The organism is Cupriavidus sp. GW821-FHT07C08 (assembly GCF_059419025.1).
Map to the genome: position 1 here is coordinate 444,270 of NZ_JBWKQZ010000001.1, position 19,449 is coordinate 463,718.

17 protein-coding genes are annotated in these 19,449 nt (G+C 67.9%); all 17 read right to left on the reverse strand.

Annotated elements, in window-relative coordinates; genetic code table 11:
* Positions 1–11: 11 nt before the first annotated feature.
* The 17 genes from AC07UK_RS02185 to phaZ2 all read right to left on the reverse strand — a co-directional run bounded on the left by AC07UK_RS02185 (position 12) and on the right by phaZ2 (position 19,371).
* On the reverse strand, positions 12–380 hold the full coding sequence (locus AC07UK_RS02185; protein WP_010810506.1) for a DUF962 domain-containing protein: 369 nt from the start codon (positions 378–380) through the stop codon (positions 12–14).
* Between the two features lie 267 nt (positions 381–647).
* Positions 648–1,592, reverse strand: a complete 945-nt coding sequence (locus AC07UK_RS02190; RefSeq protein WP_010810505.1) for a CysB family HTH-type transcriptional regulator — start codon at positions 1,590–1,592, stop codon at positions 648–650.
* On the reverse strand, positions 1,589–2,698 hold the full coding sequence (locus AC07UK_RS02195; RefSeq protein WP_035821548.1) for a sulfate/molybdate ABC transporter ATP-binding protein: 1,110 nt from the start codon (positions 2,696–2,698) through the stop codon (positions 1,589–1,591). The genes AC07UK_RS02190 and AC07UK_RS02195 overlap by 4 nt, the downstream gene beginning before the upstream one ends.
* Positions 2,695–3,624: a sulfate ABC transporter permease subunit CysW gene (gene cysW, locus AC07UK_RS02200; protein ID WP_494685320.1), complete on the reverse strand. Its 930-nt coding sequence runs from the start codon at positions 3,622–3,624 to the stop codon at positions 2,695–2,697. The genes AC07UK_RS02195 and cysW overlap by 4 nt, the downstream gene beginning before the upstream one ends.
* Before the next feature lies 1 nt (position 3,625).
* Complete coding sequence (gene cysT / locus AC07UK_RS02205) at positions 3,626–4,588, reverse strand: sulfate ABC transporter permease subunit CysT (protein ID WP_494685319.1); 963 nt, start codon at positions 4,586–4,588, stop codon at positions 3,626–3,628.
* Between the two features lie 158 nt (positions 4,589–4,746).
* Positions 4,747–5,418, reverse strand: coding sequence for an RBBP9/YdeN family alpha/beta hydrolase (locus tag AC07UK_RS02210; protein ID WP_494685318.1), 672 nt, complete (start codon positions 5,416–5,418; stop codon positions 4,747–4,749).
* Entirely contained in the window at positions 5,415–6,266 is an 852-nt protein-coding gene (locus tag AC07UK_RS02215) for an EAL domain-containing protein (RefSeq protein ID WP_494685317.1), read from the reverse strand. Before AC07UK_RS02215 ends, AC07UK_RS02210 begins: the two co-directional genes overlap by 4 nt.
* 187 nt (positions 6,267–6,453) lie before the next feature.
* On the reverse strand, positions 6,454–7,371 hold the full coding sequence (locus AC07UK_RS02220) for an ATP-binding cassette domain-containing protein (RefSeq protein ID WP_494685316.1): 918 nt from the start codon (positions 7,369–7,371) through the stop codon (positions 6,454–6,456).
* Between the two features lie 35 nt (positions 7,372–7,406).
* On the reverse strand, positions 7,407–8,210 hold the full coding sequence (ssuC, locus tag AC07UK_RS02225; protein WP_494685315.1) for an aliphatic sulfonate ABC transporter permease SsuC: 804 nt from the start codon (positions 8,208–8,210) through the stop codon (positions 7,407–7,409).
* 13 nt (positions 8,211–8,223) lie between these two features.
* Entirely contained in the window at positions 8,224–9,387 is a 1,164-nt protein-coding gene (gene ssuD, locus AC07UK_RS02230; protein ID WP_035821573.1) for an FMNH2-dependent alkanesulfonate monooxygenase, read from the reverse strand.
* Positions 9,388–9,421: 34 nt separating this feature from the next.
* On the reverse strand, positions 9,422–10,450 hold the full coding sequence (locus AC07UK_RS02235; protein ID WP_494685314.1) for a sulfonate ABC transporter substrate-binding protein: 1,029 nt from the start codon (positions 10,448–10,450) through the stop codon (positions 9,422–9,424).
* A gap of 147 nt (positions 10,451–10,597) precedes the next feature.
* Positions 10,598–11,221 carry an NADPH-dependent FMN reductase gene (gene ssuE / locus AC07UK_RS02240; protein ID WP_494685313.1) on the reverse strand — a complete coding sequence of 208 codons (624 nt, stop codon included), beginning with the start codon at positions 11,219–11,221 and terminating at the stop codon, positions 10,598–10,600.
* A gap of 73 nt (positions 11,222–11,294) precedes the next feature.
* Positions 11,295–12,299: a sulfate ABC transporter substrate-binding protein gene (locus AC07UK_RS02245; protein ID WP_436222022.1), complete on the reverse strand. Its 1,005-nt coding sequence runs from the start codon at positions 12,297–12,299 to the stop codon at positions 11,295–11,297.
* A gap of 399 nt (positions 12,300–12,698) precedes the next feature.
* The gene (locus AC07UK_RS02250) at positions 12,699–13,241 is read right to left on the reverse strand and encodes a ferritin-like domain-containing protein (RefSeq protein WP_436222023.1); all 543 of its coding nucleotides are present in this window, start codon (positions 13,239–13,241) and stop codon (positions 12,699–12,701) included.
* Between the two features lie 280 nt (positions 13,242–13,521).
* Entirely contained in the window at positions 13,522–16,110 is a 2,589-nt protein-coding gene (clpB, locus tag AC07UK_RS02255) for an ATP-dependent chaperone ClpB (RefSeq protein WP_436222024.1), read from the reverse strand.
* A gap of 223 nt (positions 16,111–16,333) precedes the next feature.
* Entirely contained in the window at positions 16,334–17,215 is an 882-nt protein-coding gene (locus AC07UK_RS02260) for a MaoC/PaaZ C-terminal domain-containing protein (protein ID WP_494685312.1), read from the reverse strand.
* The gene (phaZ2, locus tag AC07UK_RS02265) at positions 17,215–19,371 is read right to left on the reverse strand and encodes a D-(-)-3-hydroxybutyrate oligomer hydrolase (protein WP_494685311.1); all 2,157 of its coding nucleotides are present in this window, start codon (positions 19,369–19,371) and stop codon (positions 17,215–17,217) included. Before phaZ2 ends, AC07UK_RS02260 begins: the two co-directional genes overlap by 1 nt.
* Positions 19,372–19,449 lie beyond the last annotated feature (78 nt).

The following is a 19,449-nucleotide window of genomic DNA, read 5'->3' on the forward strand; positions in this document are numbered from 1 at the left end:
GCGGAGTCACCTCAACCGCCCTGTCCGGCACGCCGGCCGGCCAGCGCGCGCCACCATTGGCCGGACAGCACATAGCGCGGGAATGTGATCCACTGCTCGGCCAGGATGCGGCCGGCGATGTCCGCCGGACCGGCAAAGGGTTCCGGCGCGTGGGCTTCCAGCCGGTGCCCGCGGCCCTGCAGGGCCATCGACATGCCCATGCACACCAGCCCCAGCGCCACCGCTGGCAGGCTCAGGCGCAGCAGGCCGTAGAGGCCCAGCACGGTGCCGGCCATGAACATCGGCACGGCCACGATATGCAGCAGCAGGTTGCGGGGATGCTGGTGGTTGCGGGCATAGCCGCGCCACTGCCAGCGCAGCAGCGGTTCGTCGTCGCGCATGATCGTCTCTGTCTCCCTTGTCCGGCCCTTGCAGACCGGCGGCCGCGCGCAAGCTTTGTTGCGCTGCGGTACACGTGCGGCGCTCGCCGGACAGCAAGCCGCGGGCACGTGCAAGGAATGTACCCCTCACCCGGGCACGAAGAAAGTCTCTTGCGACGAACGGCGGGCACGGGGCGCGAACGGCACCGTGCCGGGGCGGACGGCGGCTGTCAGGCGGCGCTCGGGTGCCCCCTGCGCCGCCTGGCGATGGCCACAGCCAGGCCGGAATCAGGCCGCCAGGGCCTGGCGCTCCTGCTCGGACAGCGCGCTGCTGACAGTGTCGGGCGACAGGTGTGGCGCGAACATGTTGATAAAGGCGTGCGCATAGCCGCGCAGGTAGGCGCCCCGCCGCACCGCCACGCTGGTGGTGTTGGGCGCGAACAGGTGGTCGGCCGAGATCCGCACCAGGCCGGAATCCTTGCGCTCGTCATAGGCCATCGAGGCAATGATGCCCACGCCCAGGTCCAGTTCGGCGTAGGTCTTGATCACGTCGGCGTCCAGCGCGGTCAGCACGATCTCCGGCTGCAGGCCGGCCTCGGCAAAGGCGCTGTCGATCTTGCGGCGGCCGGTGAAGCCGGCGTCATAGGTGATGAGCTGGAAGCCGGCCACGTCTTCGAGCGTCGGCTCCGGCAGGCGCGTGAGCGGATGGCCGGGCGAGACCACCAGCACGTGCTGCCAGCTGTAGGCCTCGAACGAGGTCAGCCCGGCCTCGGTGGCCAGCGCCTCGGTGGCGATGCCGATATCGGCCTGCCCCGTCAGCAGCAACTCAACGATATGCGTCGGCGACGCCTCCTGCAGTGCCAGCGTCACATGCGGGTATTCGCGGCGGAATGCCTGCACCACGCGCGGCAGTGCATAGCGTGCCTGGGTGTGGGTGGTGGCAACGGTCAGGCGGCCGGTATGGCGGCCGGCGTATTCGTCGCCGGCCTGGCGCAGGTTCTCGGCCTCCAGCAGCAGGCGTTCGACGATGCGCACGATCTCGCGGCCCGGCTCGGTCAGCCCGGTCAGGCGCTTGCCGTAGCGCTCGAAGATCTCCACGCCCAGCTCTTCTTCCAGCTCGCGGATCTGGCGCGACACGCCAGGTTGCGAGGTGTAGAGCGCGTTGGCGACCTCGGTCAGGTTGAACTGGCGGCGCACCGCCTCGCGGATGGAACGGAGTTGCTGGAAGTTCATGGAGTGGCCTTTTCTTGTTGGGTGGACGTGGTACGCGGCTGCGTGAACACCCGCAGCTGGCGCGGGCGTACCGCAAGCAACTCGCCTTCGCGGAAGCCCGCGTGGCGGAAGCGCTCCAGCGGCAGCGCGACTTCAATCACGTCCTGGTTGTCTTCACGTTCGAGTTCTAGCTGCGCCACCGGGCCCAGCGTCAGCGCGCGGCGCAGCGTCACGGCGATGCCGTCGGCGCCGGGCGAATAGCGTTCCAGGTCGAGGTCATGGGGGCGCACATAGGCCACCGCGTCGCCGGCGGTCTCATGGCCGCTGCCGACCACCGGCAGCACCGCCTCGCCGGTATGCAGCAGGCCGCCGCTCTCGCCCACTTCCAGCCGGCCGTGGAAGAGGTTCACGTTGCCGAGGAAGCCGAACACGAAGGGCGTGGCCGGATGGTTGTAGACGGCCTCGGGCGAGCCGTACTGCTCCACGTGGCCGCGGTTCATCAGCACCACCTGGTCGGCCACTTCCAGCGCCTCTTCCTGGTCATGGGTGACGAACACGCTGGTCACGTGCAGTTCATCGTGCAGGCGGCGCAGCCAGCGGCGCAGTTCCTTGCGCACCTTGGCGTCGAGCGCGCCGAACGGTTCGTCCAGCAGCAGCACGCGCGGCTCCACCGCCAGGGCGCGCGCCAGCGCGATACGCTGGCGCTGGCCACCGGAGAGCTGCGACGGGTAGCGGTCGGCCAGCCAGTCGAGTTGCACCAGTTCCAGCAGCGAACGCACCTTGTCGCGGATCTGCGCTTCGCTCGGGCGCTCCGCACGCGGCTTGACACGCAGTCCGAAGGCCACGTTCTCGAACACGCTCATATGCTTGAACAGCGCATAGTGCTGGAACACGAAACCCACCTGGCGCTGGCGCACATGCTGGTCCGAGGCATCGCGCCCGGCCAGCACGATCTGGCCCGCGTCGGCGCGCTCCAGGCCGGCGATGATGCGCAGAAGCGTGGTCTTGCCGCAGCCGGACGGCCCCAGCAGCGCGGTCAGCTCGCCCTCGTCGAAATCGAGCGAGACGTTGTCCAGCGCGACAAAGTCGCCAAAGCGCTTCTCTACGTTCTTGACCTGGATGCTCATGATGCTTGTCCTTGCAAACTTGCCAGCGGCCGCTCGGGTGCAGCCTCTTCGGTTTCCTTGCGGGCGCGGAATTCCACCAGCGTCTTGATGCCGAGCGTGACCAGCGCCAGCAGCGTCAGCAGCGAGGCCACCGCAAAGGCCGCCGCGAAGTTGTACTCGTTGTAGAGGATCTCCACATGCAGCGGCATGGTGTTGGTCAGCCCGCGGATATGGCCCGACACCACCGAGACCGCGCCGAACTCGCCCATCGCCCGCGCATTGCACAGGATCACGCCGTACAGCAGGCCCCAGCGGATATTGGGCAGCGTGATATGGCGGAAGGTCTGCCAGCCCGAGGCGCCCAGCACGATCGCGGCCTCTTCCTCTTCACTGCCCTGCGCCTGCATCAGCGGGATCAGCTCGCGCGCAACAAAGGGGAAGGTCACGAAGATGGTGGCCAGCACGATGCCCGGCACCGCGAACATGATCTTGATGTCGTGCGTTTCCAGCCACGGCCCCAGCCAGCCCTGCGCGCCGAACAGCAGCACGTAGACCAGGCCGGAGATCACCGGCGACACCGAGAACGGCAGGTCGATCAGCGTGATCAGCAGGTTCTTGCCGCGGAAGTCGAACTTGGCAATGGCCCACGCCGCCGCCACGCCGAACACCACGTTCAGTGGCACCGCGATCGCCGCCACTGTCAGCGTGAGCTGGATCGCGGCGAGTGCGTCGGGCTCGATCAACGCTTCCCAGTAGGTCTGCACGCCCTTGCGCAAGGCTTCATAAAAGACCGAGGCCAGCGGCACGAACAGGAACAGCGTGAGGAACAGCACTGCCACCGTGATCAGCGTGTAGCGCACCCACGGCGCCTCGCCGGTGGCGTCAAACCTGTGATGGGCCGGGGCGTTGCCTTGCCCGCCCAGGCGTCCCGCAACTGCGCCGGCCATGTCAGAACTCCTTGCCCGTGGCGGGCGCTTCAGGTGCCAGCGCGGCGCGCACACCGGATTGATGGCGGCGCGTCCAGGCCTGCAGCAGGTTGATCAGCAGCAGCAGCCCGAAGGAGATCACCAGCATCACCACTGCCACCGCGGTGGCGCCGGCGTAGTCGTATTGCTCCAGCTTGGAATAGATCATCAGCGGCGCGATCTCGGACACCATCGGCATGTTGCCGGAGATAAAGACCACCGAGCCGTACTCGCCGGTGGCGCGCGCGAACGACAGCGCAAACCCGGTCAGCAGCGCCGGCAGGATGGCGGGCAGGATCACGCGCTGGAAAGTCTGCAGGCGGTTGGCGCCGAGGCTGGCAGCGGCTTCTTCCAGCTCCTGCTCCACGTCTTCCAGCACCGGCTGCACCGTGCGCACCACGAACGGCAGGCCGATAAAGGTCAGCGCCACCACCACGCCCAGTGGCGTGAATGCGACCTTGATGCCAAGCGGCTCAAGATAGCGGCCGATCCAGCCATTGCCGGCAAACAGCGCCGTCAGCGCGATACCGGCCACGGCCGTGGGCAGTGCGAATGGCAGGTCCACCAGCGCATCGATCAGGCGCTTGCCCGGGAAGCGGTAGCGCACCAGCACCCAGGCCACCGCCAGCCCGAACACCGTATTGACGATGGCCGCCACCAGCGACGCGCCAAAGCTCAGCTGCAGCGACGCCACCACGCGCGGCGCCGTGACCGAGGTCCAGAACGCGTCCCACGTCATCGTGAACGTCTTCAGGAACGTGGCCGACAGCGGGATCAGGACGATCAGCGTCAGATAGAACAGCGTGAAGCCCAGCGACAGGCCGAAACCGGGCAGCACCGTAAAGCGCTGCCTGGACGGGCTGCGTGGCGCGCGCGTGGCGCCGGAGTCAGGGGCGCGGGGAGCGGCTGGCGGCGGATTGTCCGCCAGGGAAATGGATGGAGGCATGTCGTCTCGTCTGTGAGCGGTGCGCCGCCGGACCCTGATGGCTGGCCCCGGCGGGCCGTTCTTTATGACGCCAACGCATATTGCGCCGGCCTACGAGACAGATTCTGCAGAGTCGCCCTTATAAACAGAACGAATCTTTATGAATTTTCTTAGACGGTTTAGATATAAGGGACGGTAGACACCACCTCGATGCCCGACTCCCAGGCGGTGGTTGATTCACTTATGGAGCCAGCATCGCCTGCCTGCGCGATGCGCTGGACCAGCGTATCGAGCAGCGCGAGACCTTCAGGCCACTCGCCCATCCCGGAATCGGCATTGATGTGGCCCAGGCTGCCCGCATCGATCAGTTCACTGCCCCACAGCGTGCCCCAGCTGAAAGCGGTGCGCTGCGGCATCCAGGGGTCGTTGCGGCTGGCTACCAGGATGGTCGGAAACGGCAGCCGGTAGGACGGCAGCAGCGCCGCCACGCCAAATTTGTCCGGATCGGCCGGCGCCACCAGCAATGCGCCGGCAATGCCGACCGGATCCAGCGCCGCCTGGCGCAGCGATGCCAGGCAGCCAAAGCTGTGCGCCACCAGCACCGCGCCGCGCGCGGCCACGCGCTGGGCGCGCATCACGCCTTCGGAGACACGCTCGGCCCACAGCGGCAGGCTGGGGCGCGACCAGTCGTGCTGCTCCACCCGCTGCCAGTCCGGGAAGCGCTGCTCCCAGCGGCTCTGCCAGTGTCCCGGGCCGCTGCCGTGCAGCCCCGGCACGGTCAGCACCTGCAGGTGCCGCGGGATGTCCAGGCGCGTGCCATGACCGCCGGAGAGCCGGTTCGCTTGCGTCATACCACCTCCTTGTCCAATGCATGCGCGGCGCTCGCCAGGCCTGCGCGCAGCCCGGCCGCACTGACCGGCGCGCCGGCGAAGGCGCCCTGGCCCAGGCCGATGCCCGCGGCCTGCAGGCGCTCGATGCTTTCGGCGTTCTGCAGGCGCCGCCCGATCAGCGTTACGCCGGCGTTGGCCGCGCTGGCACGCAGGCCCGACAGCTGGCGGTCGGTCCAGGTGCGGCGCATGTCCAGCTTGAGCCAGTCCGGCAACGCGTGCGCCATCAGCGCACCGGCTTCCGCCGGATCCGACGCCTGCAGGCTTACCGCGAAACCGTTGCGCCGATAGTTGCCAACGACATGCAACAGCAATGCCAAGTCGTCATTGGCGCTGGCCGGCACCTGGATCACAAAGCGCTCCAGCGGCAGGCCCAGCGATTGCAATGCGCGCCGGAAGGCAGCGCCGTGGTCGTCGGTGACCGCGGCCAGCAGCCGGTTATGCACGTTCAGCACCAGCTTGTGCTCGCCCTCGGCGGCAAAGTAGTTGATGGCATGCAGCAGGCGCGAAAGCCGGTCCAGCGACACCAGGGTGTTGTCGTCGGCCGCCATCGCAAACAGCTTCCATGCCGCCAGGCCCACGCCGTCCTCTGCGTAGGTGTGGATCGAACCCTCATGCGCCACCACCTGCCGGTCGGCCAGCGTCACCAGTGGCTCGAACGCGCTGGTCAGCGAGCAGTTGAAGAACTGGCCCTGCACCTGCCCGCGCGCGTCGCGCCACAATTGCCGGTCAGCCAGCGGCTGGCGCGGCAGCGATTCCAGATAACGTTGGAGCGCAGGCACTGCGCCCGCGGGTTCATGCACGCCTGGCATGGCATTCCTTCGGTTGACCGGGCCCTTCGGCCTCATGGTCGGATTAGTGATGACGGGCGCTCCATGCGCCCTCTGTACTGTCGCACCGCATCGGCCTGCCTGCTCATGATAGGAGGTCCGCGGGCGCGAGCGAATGAAGATTACGGCCTGTCGATATGCGCGGCGCACATTGCCGCAGGTGGCACGGTCAAGTTGCCCAGCTCACGTTCAGCTGCGCGGTCGTGGCGCCAGGTTCGGCATGCGCACCGGCATGCGACGGTACCTGCCCCTGCGCCTGCGGCGCTTGCCGCATCACCCGCTGCAGCACCTTCGCCTCCAGTTGCGCAAAGCCAGCCGCGCCGCGTTCGCGCGGGCGCGCCAGCGCCACACGCTCATCCATGGCGATGCGGCCGTCTTCGATCAGCACGATGCGGTCGGCCAGCGCCACCGCTTCGGACACGTCGTGCGTGACCAGCAGCGCCGTGAAGCCAAGGCGGCGCCACAGCGACTCGATGAGCCCTTGCATCTCGATGCGCGTGAGCGCGTCCAGCGCGCCCAGCGGCTCGTCCAGCAGCAACAGCTGCGGGTGGTGCACCAGCGCGCGCGCCAGGGCCACGCGCTGGCGCTGGCCACCGGACAGCCGCGCCGGCCAGGCCTGCGCGCGGTCGGCCAGGCCCACCTGCGCCAGCACATTGGCGGCTTCACTGCGGCGTGCGCGCGGCAGGCCCAGCGCGACGTTGTCCAGCACGCGCTTCCACGGCAGCAGCCGTGCGTCCTGGAACATCACGCGCACGTCGGCGTGCCGCGCGCGGCCTTTCGCCGCAGATTCACCATCGACGCTGATGCTGCCGCCATCGGCCGCTTCCAGCCCCGCCACCAGCCGCAGCAGCGTGCTCTTGCCGCAGCCGCTGCGCCCGACGATCGCCAGGAACTCTCCCGGCGCCACGTCCAGCGCCACGTTGTGCAGCACTTCGCGGCCGTCATAGCGCTTGACCACCTGGCGCGCGTGCAACGCCACGCCACCCCCCGTGCGCGGCACCTCGGCCACCGGACGGGCCGCCTCGCGGCGCGCCAGGCCTGCTTCCAGCTCGGCCAAAGCCGCTTGTTCCACCGGATACATCTGCATCTCGATCTCCTTGCTTGATTGGGGCGACGGGCCGGTCAGGCCGCGGCGTAGCCCGGGTGCCAGCGCAGCCAGTAGCGCTCAAACCCGCGCGACAGCCAGTCGGCCAGCTTGCCCAGCAGCGCATAGAGCAGGATGCCCACCAGCACCACGTCGGTTTGCAGGAACTCACGCGCGTTCATGGTCATGTAGCCGATGCCCGATTGCGCGGAGATGGTCTCCGCCACGATCAGCACCACCCACATCAACCCCAGCGCGAAACGCACGCCCACCAGGATGCCCGGCAGCGCGCCGGGCAGGATGACCTCGCGGTACAGCTGCCAGCCGGACAAACCGTAGCTGCGCGCCATCTCCACCAGCCCCGTATCGACCGAGCGGATGCCGTGATACGTGTTCAGGTAGACCGGGAAGAACACGCCCAGCGACACCAGGAACAGCTTGGCAGTCTCGTCGATGCCGAACCACAGGATCACCAGCGGAATCAGCGCCAGCGCCGGGACGTTGCGCACCATCTGCAGCGTGCTGTCGAGCAGCGTGGCCGCGGTGCGGAAGGTGCCGGTCAGCAGACCCAGCAGCAGGCCCAGCCCGCCGCCGATGGCAAACCCCACCAGCGCGCGCCAGGTGCTGACCCCTACGTGCTTCCACAACTCGCCCGAGCACGCCAGTTCCCAGGCGGCCTGCACCACGGCCAGCGGGGCCGGCAGCACGCGGCTGGAGAGCCAGCCGTTCTGCGAGGCCAGTTGCCAGACCACGATCAGCAGCACCGGCACGATCCACGGAGCCAGCGCGCGCGCCAGTGCCTGAGGTGCCTGGCGCGCCGGCTGCAATAGAGGAGCGTTCATGGTTGCCCTCCCCTCAACTCTGCGCGGCGCGCGGCACGATGCCTGTCGCCATGACTTCACCGAACGGACCCGACAGCACCTTGCCCGGCAGCTTGTCGCGCACCGAGCGCGGCAGCAGCGGGAACACCAGTTCGGCGAAGCGGTAGGCCTCTTCCAGGTGCGGGTAGCCGGACAGCACGAAGGTGTCGATGCCCAGCTCGGCGTATTCGCGCATGCGCTCGGCCACGGTGTGCGGATCGCCCACCAGCGCGGTGCCGGCACCGCCGCGCACCAGGCCAACGCCAGCCCACAGGTTGGGGCTGATCTCCAGCGCCTCGCGCGTGCGGCGCGCGCCGCCCGCGTGCAGCGCGGCCATGCGGCGCTGCCCTTCGGAATCCATCTTGGCGAACACGGCTTGCGCACGCGCCACGGTCTCGTCATCGAGCCGGCTGATCAGGTCATCGGCCGCGGCCCAGGCGGCGGCTTCAGTCTCGCGCACGATCACATGCAGGCGGATGCCGAACTTCACCGTGCGGCCATGGCGCGCGGCCTGGCGGCGTACGTCGTCGAGCTTCTGCGCCACGTCAGCGGGCGGCTCGCCCCAGGTCAGGTAGGTATCGACCTGTTCGCCGGCCAGCGCATGCGCCGGCGCTGACGAACCGCCGAAGTACACCGGCGGATGCGGCTGCTGCAGCGGCGGATAGAGGACGGTGGCCCCCTTCACGCTCAGGTGCTTGCCCTCGAAGTCCACCTTGTCGCCGTCATGGCTGGCGGCCAGCACCTGGCGCCAGATGCGCAGGAACTCGGCCGAGGCCTCGTAGCGCGCGGTGTGGTCCAGGAACAGGCCGTCGCCTTCCAGCTCGGCGGTATCGCCGCCGGTGACCAGGTTGATCAGCAGCCGGCCGTTGGAGATGCGGTCGAAGGTTGCCGCCATCCGTGCGGCCAGCGTCGGCGCCATCAGGCCGGGGCGCACCGCGACCAGGAACTTGAGGCGCTGCGTGACAGCGGCCAGGGCCGATGCGGCCACCCATGGGTCTTCGCATGAGCGCCCGGTCGGGATCAGCACGCCTTCGTAGCCCAGCGTATCGGCGGCCACGGCAACCTGCTTCAGGTAATCGAAGCTGACCTCGCGCGCGCCTTCCGAAGTGCCGAGGTAGCGGCTGTCGCCGTGGGTGGGGATGAACCAGAATACTTGCATGTCGTTGTCCTTTTGTTCCTGGCGATGGAGGTGGCTATCGCTTCGCCTGCTGCTGCGGCACGTCCCAGCGCGCATCGGCCACCTTGACCGGCTTGGGGATCAGCTTGAGCGAGTGGAACGCGTCGGCGATGCGTTGCTGCTCGGCCAGCACCTCGGCGCTGACCGGGCGTGTGCCGTAGGAGAAGCGCGAGACGGCAAGCTCAAGCACATCGGCCGGCAGCCCGGTTTCGCCGGTCAGCACCGTGGTGGCCTCCTTGGGGTTCGTTTGCGCCCAGGTGCCCAGCGTGGCCAGTTCGTCCAGGATCAGGCTGACGATCTCCGGCTTTGCCTGTGCATAGGGGCGCGAGGCCAGGTAGAACTGGTGGTTGCTGACCACGTTCTTGCCGTCCGCGCCGCGGCCATCGGCGAGCACGCGCGCGCGCAGTTGCTTCTCGGCTGCGGCGAGGAACGGGTCCCAGATCACCCAGGCATCGACCGCGCCGCGCTCGAAGGCGGCACGCGCATCCGCCGGCGGCAGGTAGACCGGCTGGATCTCGCTGTACGGGATGCCGGCCTTCTCCAGCTGGCGCACCAGCAGGTAATGCACGTTCGAGCCCTTGTTCAGCGCCACGCGCTTGCCGCGCAGTTCCGCCACCGAACGGATCGCCGAGCCCTTGGGCACGACGATGGCCTCGGCCACCGGCGCCGGCGGCTCATTGCCGACGTAGACCAGCTGCGCGCCCGCGGCCTGCGCAAAGATCGGCGGCGCCTCGCCGACGGTGCCGAAATCAACGGCGCCGACGTTCAGCCCCTCAAGCAGTTGCGGCCCCGCGGGGAACTCGGTCCATTTGACGGTGATGCCTTGCGGCGCCAGGCGTTTTTCCAGCGAGCCGCGCGCCTTCAGCAGCGTCAGCGTGCCGTACTTCTGGTAGCCGATGCGCAGCACCTTGGGGTCGATGTTCTTCGACTGCGCCTCGGCATGGCCGGGCAGTAGTCCGTAGACCAGGCCGGTGGCAAGCACCAGCGCGGCGGTAATCAGGCGGCGGCGCTGGCTGGCCGCGCGCAACGGGTTGGTCAGTGTCATGCGATGTCCTCCATGGCCCGGGGCAATGCCCTGCTGGCCGGATTGATGTCCAGGATGGTGGCGGCAGCACGCATCCCTGCCGACCCCGCGTGGCGGGTTGGCATGGCGTCGCTGCCGTTGCGCCGGGCAGGCCGGCGCCAGTTCAGTTCAGGCGGAACATGGCTCGGCCACCGCGCTCGCGGCAGCGCGCTGGACCAAGGCGCCGGGCACCACATCGAGCGGCACCTCGATGCGCGAATGCGCCAGCGCATCGCGCACGCGCAGCACGCCCTCGTCCAGGCGTGCCGACAGCGCGGCATCGAAGCGCGCCTGGCGCACGCCGGCGGTTTCAAAGGATTCGATCTGCTGGTCCACGGCAAAGATGCCGGGCAGGATCTGGCGCGAGCCCAGCGCGGACAGCACCGGGCGCAGCGCATAGTCGATCGCCAGCGCATGGGCCAGGCTGCCGCCGGTGGCAATCGGCAGCACGATCTTGTCGCGCAGGCCGGTCTGCGGCAGCAGGTCCAGGAAGGCCTTGAGCAGGCCGCTGTAGGCGGCCTTGTAGACCGGCGTGGCCAGTACCACCACCTGCGCCTCGGACACGGCATGCGTGGCGGCGGCGATGACGGGGTCGTCCACGCGTGCCGCCAGCAGCGGGCCCGCGGGCAGTTCGCGCAGGTCGAGGTGGCGGGTGCGTTCGCCGGCAGCCTCGAGCGTGGCACGCAGGTGCGCCAGCACAAGGCCGGAGCGGGACTGGACCGACGGGCTGCCGGAGAGCGTCAGGATGGACATCGGGCTTCCTTCTTCTGATGGACCGGTCGGCGCCGCGGCCGCCCCACGCGGCCCGGCGCGCCGGCCTCATGGTTTATTTCTTGCCGGGCTGGTAGATCTGGTCGAACGTGCCGCCATCGGCAAAGTGGGTCTTCTGGGCTTTCTGCCAGCCGCCGAAGGCTTCATCGATGGTGAACAGCTTTACCTTCGGGAAGTTGGCCGCGTACTTGGCCGCCACCTTCTGCGAGATCGGGCGGTAGTAGTTCTTGGCCGCGATCTCCTGGCCCTCATCGGTGTACAGGAACTGCAGGTAGGCCTCGGCTGCCTTGCGCGTGCCCTTCTTGTCGACCACCTTGTCGACCACGGCCACCGGCGGCTCGGCCAGGATCGACACCGACGGAGCGACGATATCGAACTTGTCCGGGCCCAGCTCCTTGATCGCCAGGATGGCTTCGTTCTCCCACGCGATCAGCACATCGCCCAGGCCGCGCTCGACAAAGGTGGTGGTGGCGCCGCGCGCGCCGGAATCCAGCACCGGCACATGCTTGAGCAACTCGCCGACAAACTCGCGCGCCTTGACGTCATTGCCGCCCGGCTGGCGCTGCGCATAGCCCCACGCCGCCAGGTAGTTCCAACGCGCGCCGCCGCTGGTCTTGGGGTTGGGCGTGATCACCTGCACGCCCGGCTTGACCAGGTCGCCCCAGTCCTTGATGCCCTTGGGGTTGCCCTTGCGCACCAGGAACACGATGGTCGAGGTGTACGGCGAGGCGTTGTGCGGCAGGCGCTTCTGCCAGTCCGGCTTGATCAGGCCCTTGTCCGCGATGGCGTCGATGTCATAGCCCAGCGCCAGCGTGACAACATCGGCGTCCAGCCCGTCGATCACCGAGCGCGCCTGCTTGCCCGAGCCGCCGTGCGACTGGCGCACGGTCACGGCGTCGCCGCCTTGCGCCTTCCAGGCCTTGGCAAAGGCGGCATTGACGTCGACATACAGCTCGCGCGTCGGATCGTAGGAAACGTTCAGCAGGTTGGCGGCCGTGGCGGTCTGCGCCGCGCTCAGGGCGCCAAGTACGGCCAGGCTGATGGCCAGTTTGCGGATCATCTTGTGTTGCTCCCGTCAGTGTCGTGAATGGGCGCGAGGCGCCTCTTGCCTTGTCCGCCTTGGGTGGCGGACTTGTGTCAGGAGCAAGACTACCGAGGGGCCTATCTGAACGGAACGAATGGTTTCGCCGATCCTTCGCTGTTTTTTGCATAAGATCGGACAGAAATATGGGCATGCCGGCGGGCGCAGGCGTGGCGGGCGCAGGTAGCGCACGCAGGTGCCGCAATCGGCACGCACAAAAGAAAACGCCCGCACTGGCAAGCCGGTGCGGGCGAAGTTTCCATTCTGGAAACGGGTAGACAAGTCATGAAGAGCGCCCCCGCATCTCCATGACAGGACGAATCTTATCGGGCAGGCCGCTGGCGCGGCTTGACCAATATCAAGTGCGTGGCGATCCGGTCAGCCGCCGGACTGCCGGCTCAGCAGGTCGGCCATCTCGTCGGCATGCTCCTCTTCGACGGCGAGGATGCCCTCCATCATCCGGCGCGAGGTCGGGTCGCGCTCGCCCAGGAACCGGATGATCTCCCGGTAGCTGTCGATGGCGATACGCTCGGCCACCAGGTCTTCCTTGATCATTTCGGTCAGCGAGGTGCCCGCCACATATTCTGCGTGCGATCGGCTGGTGAGGCCGTCCGGGGCAAAGTCGGGCTCGCCGCCCAACTGGACGATGCGCTCGGCAATCTGGTCGGCATGGCCTTGCTCTTCATTGGAATGGGCCAGGAATTCATCGGCCACACTCTTCGAGTTGGGCCCCTTGGCCATGTAGTAGTGTCGGCGATAACGCAGCACGCAGACGATTTCAGTGGCCAGCGCATCGTTGAGCAGCTTCAGCACGGTACCGCGATCTGCTGCATAGCCCGCGGTCACGGCGCCATCGTCGATGTGCTTGCGGGCGCGCTCGCGCAATGTCTTGACGTCCGAGAGGAAAGACTTGTCGGTCATTGAAGGGCTCCTTGGGGATGGGGCTGCGTCAGCGCAGCGCCTTGTAGGGAAACTCAACCCTTTGGCAACGCGAGAAGTGTGCCACTCGGCGGATGGCGCGGAACGGCGCATCTGGCGACGACCCGTGGCAGCGTGGCGTGAAAAAATTGCACGGGGCGGGACCCGCCTTACACGCAATGCGCGATGACAAGGCGAAAAAAAGCCCCTGCGCTGTATCGCAGGGGCCTGCCTATGATCGACCGCTTGTGTGCTCCGGCAGTCTATCGAGCCATGGGTAGCCTTAGTCCAGCTTCCGCCCGAACGTGAACTCCCCGTCGACATAATCCACCGGCACCACATCCTTGGCGGCGAACTTGCCCTCCAGGATCGCCCGCGCCACCGGGTTCTCGATCTGCTGCTGGATCGCACGCTTGAGCGGGCGCGCGCCAAACACCGGGTCGTAGCCCGCGCTGGCGATCTTCTCCAGCGCCGTTTCACTCACCTCCAGCGTCATGTCCATGCGGGCCAGGCGGGCCTGCAGGCGATGCAGCTGGATGCGCGCGATCGACTCGATATGCTTCTGGTCCAGCGCGTGGAACACCACGACTTCATCGATCCGGTTCAGGAACTCCGGCCGGAAATGCGTGCGCACTTCCTGCCAGACCGCGCCCTTGATCGCTTCCTGCGGCTCGCCGGTCATCGACTGGATGATCTGCGACCCGAGGTTGGACGTCATCACGATCACCGTGTTCTTGAAGTCCACGGTGCGGCCCTGGCCATCGGTCAGGCGGCCGTCGTCCAGCACCTGCAGCAGCACGTTGAAGACGTCCGGGTGGGCCTTCTCGACTTCATCGAGCAGCACCACGCTGTACGGCTTGCGGCGCACGGCCTCGGTCAGGTAGCCGCCTTCCTCGTAGCCCACGTATCCCGGCGGCGCGCCGATCAGGCGGCTGACGCTGTGCTTCTCCATGAACTCGCTCATGTCGATGCGGATCAGGTGCTCTTCCGAATCGAACATGAACTCGGCCAGGGCCTTGCACAGCTCGGTCTTGCCGACGCCGGTCGGGCCCAGGAACAGGAACGAGCCATAGGGCCTGTTCTCGTCCGCAAGCCCGGCACGCGAACGGCGGATGGCGTCGGACACCAGCCGCACGGCTTCGTCCTGGCCGACCACGCGCCCATGCAGCCGGTCTTCCATCTTCAGCAGCTTCTCGCGCTCGCCCTGCATCATCTTCGATACCGGGATGCCGGTGGCGCGGCTCACCACTTCGGCGATTTCCTCGGCGCCCACCTGCGTGCGCAGCAGCTTGTTGGGCTGCTTCTGCTCGCTGGCCTCGGCGTCGGTCGCGGCCTTGAGCTTGCCTTCCAGGCCCGGCAGCTTGCCGTATTGCAGCTCGGCCACCTTGTCCAGCTTGCCTTCGCGCTGCAGCTTGGCGATCTCCAGCTTGACCTTCTCGATCTCTTCCTTGAGCGCGGCCGTGCCCTGCGCAGCGCCCTTCTCGGCCTTCCAGATCTCGTCCAGGTCGGCGTACTCCTTCTCCAGGCGCGCGATTTCCTGCTCGATCAGCTCCAGGCGCTTCATCGACGCCTCATCGGTCTCTTTCTTGACCGCCTCGCGCTCGATCTTCAGCTGGATGGTGCGGCGCTCGAGCTTGTCCATCGACTCCGGCTTGGAATCGATTTCCATCTTGATGCGCGCAGCCGCCTCGTCGATCAGGTCGATCGCCTTGTCGGGCAGGAAGCGGTCGGTGATATAGCGATGCGACAGCTCCGCCGCGGCGACGATGGCCGGGTCGGTGATCTCCACGCCGTGGTGCAGCTCATACTTTTCCTGCAGCCCGCGCAGGATGGCAATGGTGGCCTCAACGCTCGGCTCATCCACCAGCACCTTCTGGAAGCGGCGCTCCAGCGCGGCGTCCTTCTCGATGTACTTGCGGTACTCGTCCAGCGTGGTCGCGCCGATGCAGTGCAGCTCGCCGCGCGCGAGCGCCGGCTTGAGCATGTTGCCCGCGTCGATCGCGCCCTCGGCCTTGCCGGCGCCGACCATGGTGTGGATCTCGTCGATGAAGACGATGGTCTGGCCCTCGTCCTTGGCAACGTCATTGAGCACCGCCTTCAGGCGTTCCTCGAACTCGCCGCGGTACTTGGCGCCGGCCAGCAGGCCGGCCATGTCCAGCACCAGCACGCGCTTGTTCTTCAGGCTCTCGGGCACTTCGCCGTTGACGATGCGCTGCGCCAGGCCTTCGACGATCGCGGTCTTGCCCACGCCCGGCTCGCCGATCAGCACCGGGTTGTTCTTGGTGCGGCGCTGCAGGATCTGGATCGCGCGGCGGATCTCGTCATCACGGCCGATCACGGGGTCGAGCTTGCCGATGCGGGCGCGCTCGGTCAGGTCGATGGTGTACTTCTTCAGTGCCTCGCGCTGGCCCTCGGCCTCTGCGCTGTTGACCGAATCGCCGCCGCGCACGGCCTGGATGGCCGACTCGAGCGACTTGCGGTTCAGGCCGTTTTCACGCGCGATGCGGCCGGCGTCGCCCTTGTCGTCGGCGACGGCCAGCAGGAACAGCTCGCTGGCGATGAACTGGTCGCCGCGCTTGATGGCTTCCTTCTCGGTGGCGTTGAGCAGGTTCACCAGGTCGCGGCCGATCTGGACCTCGCTGGTGCCCTGCACTTGCGGCAGGCGCTTGATGGCGGCGTCCAGCGCGGTCTGCAGGCCCTGCACGTTGACGCCGGCGCGCGCCAGCAGCGCCTTGGCGGCGCCGTCGTCCTGCGCCAGCAGCGCGCGCAGCAGGTGCTGCGGTTCGATGTATTGGTTGTCGTTGCCCAGTGCCAGGCTTTGCGCATCAGCCAGCGCTTCCTGGAACCGGGTGGTCAGCTTGTCAAGACGCATAAGGATTCCCTCTCTCAGATAAGGTCGTGTCCTGATGCGGGGGCCTCGGCGCCGGTCTTCGTTGCCGGAGCGCCCGTATGCCCTGCCGGACACTGGATGTCTTTCCGAAAGATAAGGCTTTGTCGCGACATTTCAAGGCCGCGCCGGCAAGCAATGACCCCGATCCGCTGCTATGTCGACAACCGCCGCTCCCACGCTCGCAAGTGCCGCAAGCGATACGCAGCTAGGCCGCGTGGCAGGCTCCCTTGTCCGCCAGGTTGCGCACCAGCACCAGTGATTCACCCTGCACCACCACGCGCCCGTCCGCGCCGGTGACCACGCTGACCAGGTTGACCAGGTCCTTGCCGGCGCGCAGCCGCACGATGCGCACGCATGCCGTCAGCGGCTCATCCAGCCGCGCGGCTGAAGCGAGGTGCAGCGACTGCTTCATCCACCCCGTGCCCCGTCCGGGCAGTTGCGTGCCGAGCAGGTCCGAGAACATGCCGGCCAGCAGCGGCAACGGCACCACCGGCCCGCCAAACCCGCGCGCGCGGGCAAAGGCCGGATCAGCGTGATACGGGTTGGCGTCGCCGGTCAGGGTGATGTATTCGTCCAGGTCTGCCTGGGCGAAGGCGCGCGTCGCACTGGCTTCCTGACCGGGGCGCAGGCCGTACAGGATGGCGTCGCCCGTCTCTGGCGCCTGCGCCGCCTCGCCGGGCAGCCGGGCCAGTGCATCCGGCCCGGCATCCGGCAGCCAGAGCGATTCGCCCACGGCCGTGACGCGCGGCGCCTCGCCCGGCCCGCCCGCGCTGCCAACGGTGGTGCCGTAGCGCGCCAGTCCGGCTGGCGCGTGCTGCGGCGCCAGCGCGATCTGCACCAGATCGCCAACGAAGGCCGGCGTCGGGAACATCAGCGTCTGCCCGACCGGCAACGCCGGCCCGGGCAGCTGCCGCCAAGTGTGGGCGCACAGCAGCGAAAACAGGAACATGCCGTGCGCCACGGTGGCGCCGAAATGCGTGCCACGGGCAAAGGACGGATCGCAGTGGATCGGGTTGTCGTCGTGCGACAAGGCGGCGAAGCGGTCAAAGTCGCGCTGCGACAGCAGGCGCGGCAGGGCATCGTTCATCAGTCAGGCACCTGTACGGTATTAGCGTTGACGGTAATCGCGTTGCCGGCAGCAGGCGATGCGGCGAACGGCGGCACGTTGGACGGCAGCAGCGTCGGCGCCGGCGTGTTGAGGGTGCCGCCGCGCGGCGTGGTGCGCAGCACCTGCGACGGCGGCAGCGCCTTGCCCGCGGTGAGGTTGTCGTAGACCGCATCTAGGGCCCGGTTCAGGTAGACGTGCAGCGGCACATAGCGGTTGCTGTAGCCCGGCACCAGGCCGATGAAGGCATCGAAGTGCTGGGCGTTCTCGACCTCCACGTATGACAGCTTGCTGGTCACCCCCTCCTGCTGCCGGTTCAGCCCGAGATACGGGCGCGAGGTATGGTTGACCGGCAGCAGCCCGTCGCTGCGCCCGTGCACGATCACCGCCGGCTTGCCGCGCAGGTTGCCGTTGCGCAGCGTCAGTGCCTGGCCGGCCTGCAATGCGCGCGCCGCGGCGTCGGAGCCGGCCAGCAGGCTGCGCAGGCAGTTGGCGCCGTCGTAATTCAGGTCTGCCCGCAGCGTCAACGGTGAAACCGACGCCAGGTTCAGGTACGGGCCATGCTGCGGATCGAGGTCATTGATCAACTGGACCGGCGGCTGCGGCGGCACGCCGTTGCCAGTGGCGAACATCGACGCCAGCGCCGCGGGCGCGATTGCCGCGGGCTTCAGGTCGGTCAGCGTGCTGGCAAAGCTGTAGCCGCACAGCCGGTCGGTGACGCTGGCCTGCGCATACGCGTTGGCGTAGTTGACCGAGATCGCGGCGGCGACGTCAAACGCGGCCAGCGACGGGTGCAGATCGTCCGATTCCGCTTCCCAGCCGGCGGCACGCAGCGCCTGCAGCGCGCTGGCGCTCTGTTCGTCCGTGTTCGTGCCGCTCACCAGGCCCTTTTCCGCCAGCGTCTGGCAGCGGTTGGCAAAGAACGTCGCCGTGGCGGGGTTGGTGTAGAACGGCGCCTGGGTCAGCCCGGTGGCCCGCGCGGCGCAGTGCTGCAGCAGGTTGGCCGTGGTGGTGTAGTCGTACAGCGTGCGGCCCGAAGCCGCCACCGGTGTCGCGCCGCGCTGCACCACGATGCCGGTATTGGGCGGCATGTTCAGCATGGGCTCGCCCACCGCCACGCCGTCGATCAACCCGCCGGCATCCTGCTCGGCCGCCGCCACCGCGGCACCGCCGCCATTGGACACGCTGGAGGCGATCACCACGATCCTGTCCTTGCCCAGGGTGCGCTGGCGGGTGCCGTTGGCCGACACGGCGCCGAAGCGGTCATTGATCGCCCAGATCGCAAATTCCACCGCCTGCAGCGTGAACTTGCCCCAGTCCTTCTCCGGGTTGCGCTGCGAATGCGCATGCTTGAACGCTAGCCGGTGCGGGTTGGCAGCGGTGAATTCCGCCAGCGAGGTGGCCCCCGCCGGCGCGGCAAACTGCGCGTTCTTGCCGGCCGCCGCGCGCGTGGCGCGGGTGCCGTCGATCAGCGGCACGGTGTCGGTATCCAGGTCATGCGGCGCGGCGCCGGTACCCTTGTCGGTATAGGCCACCGCGCAGCCGCGCTTCAGGCCCCACTCGCCGGTGGCGATGGCGCCATAGACGCCGCGCGAGCCGGACGAGGTGGCGGTGATCACGCATGGCTTCGACGTGTTGAACGACGCGGGGATCTGCACCAGCATGGTCACGTTCTGCTGGCCCGAGCCATCGTCCGAAAACGCCAGGTACTCCACGCCGGCCACCTTGCCTTCGGAGCCGGTGACATTGCCCTGCGCGTCGACATTGGGGCCGTAGAGCGAGCCGTAGCCGCCGCTGGCAGTGGTGTCGACGATGGCACGATAGTTGGTATGGATCGCATAGCGCCGCAACTCCGCCGCGGTCGGCGCGGTGGGGTTGGCCGGCAGCGGCGCGGCGGCGCTGGCCAGGCCGTCCTTGCCCAGGCCCGCGGTCAGCAGGTCGTCGGTGGTGCCGTTGTAGCTGTTGATGGTGACCGTGCCGATATTCGCCGGCTTGGTATTGGGGTTGCTGCCGTTGCCGTTGTTGTTGTCATCGCCCGAACCGCAGGCGGCGGCCAGCATCGATGCGGCGGCCGCCAGCACCGTGAGCCTGAGGCGGCGTTTCTGTTTCAGCTGCGGCGGGATCTGCGTGGAATGCATGTCAACCTCCTCCTGGCGCACCCGGATGGCCGGGGCTGTCGAGTTGTCTTCAGATCGAGGACTGCGGAGACTGCGAAC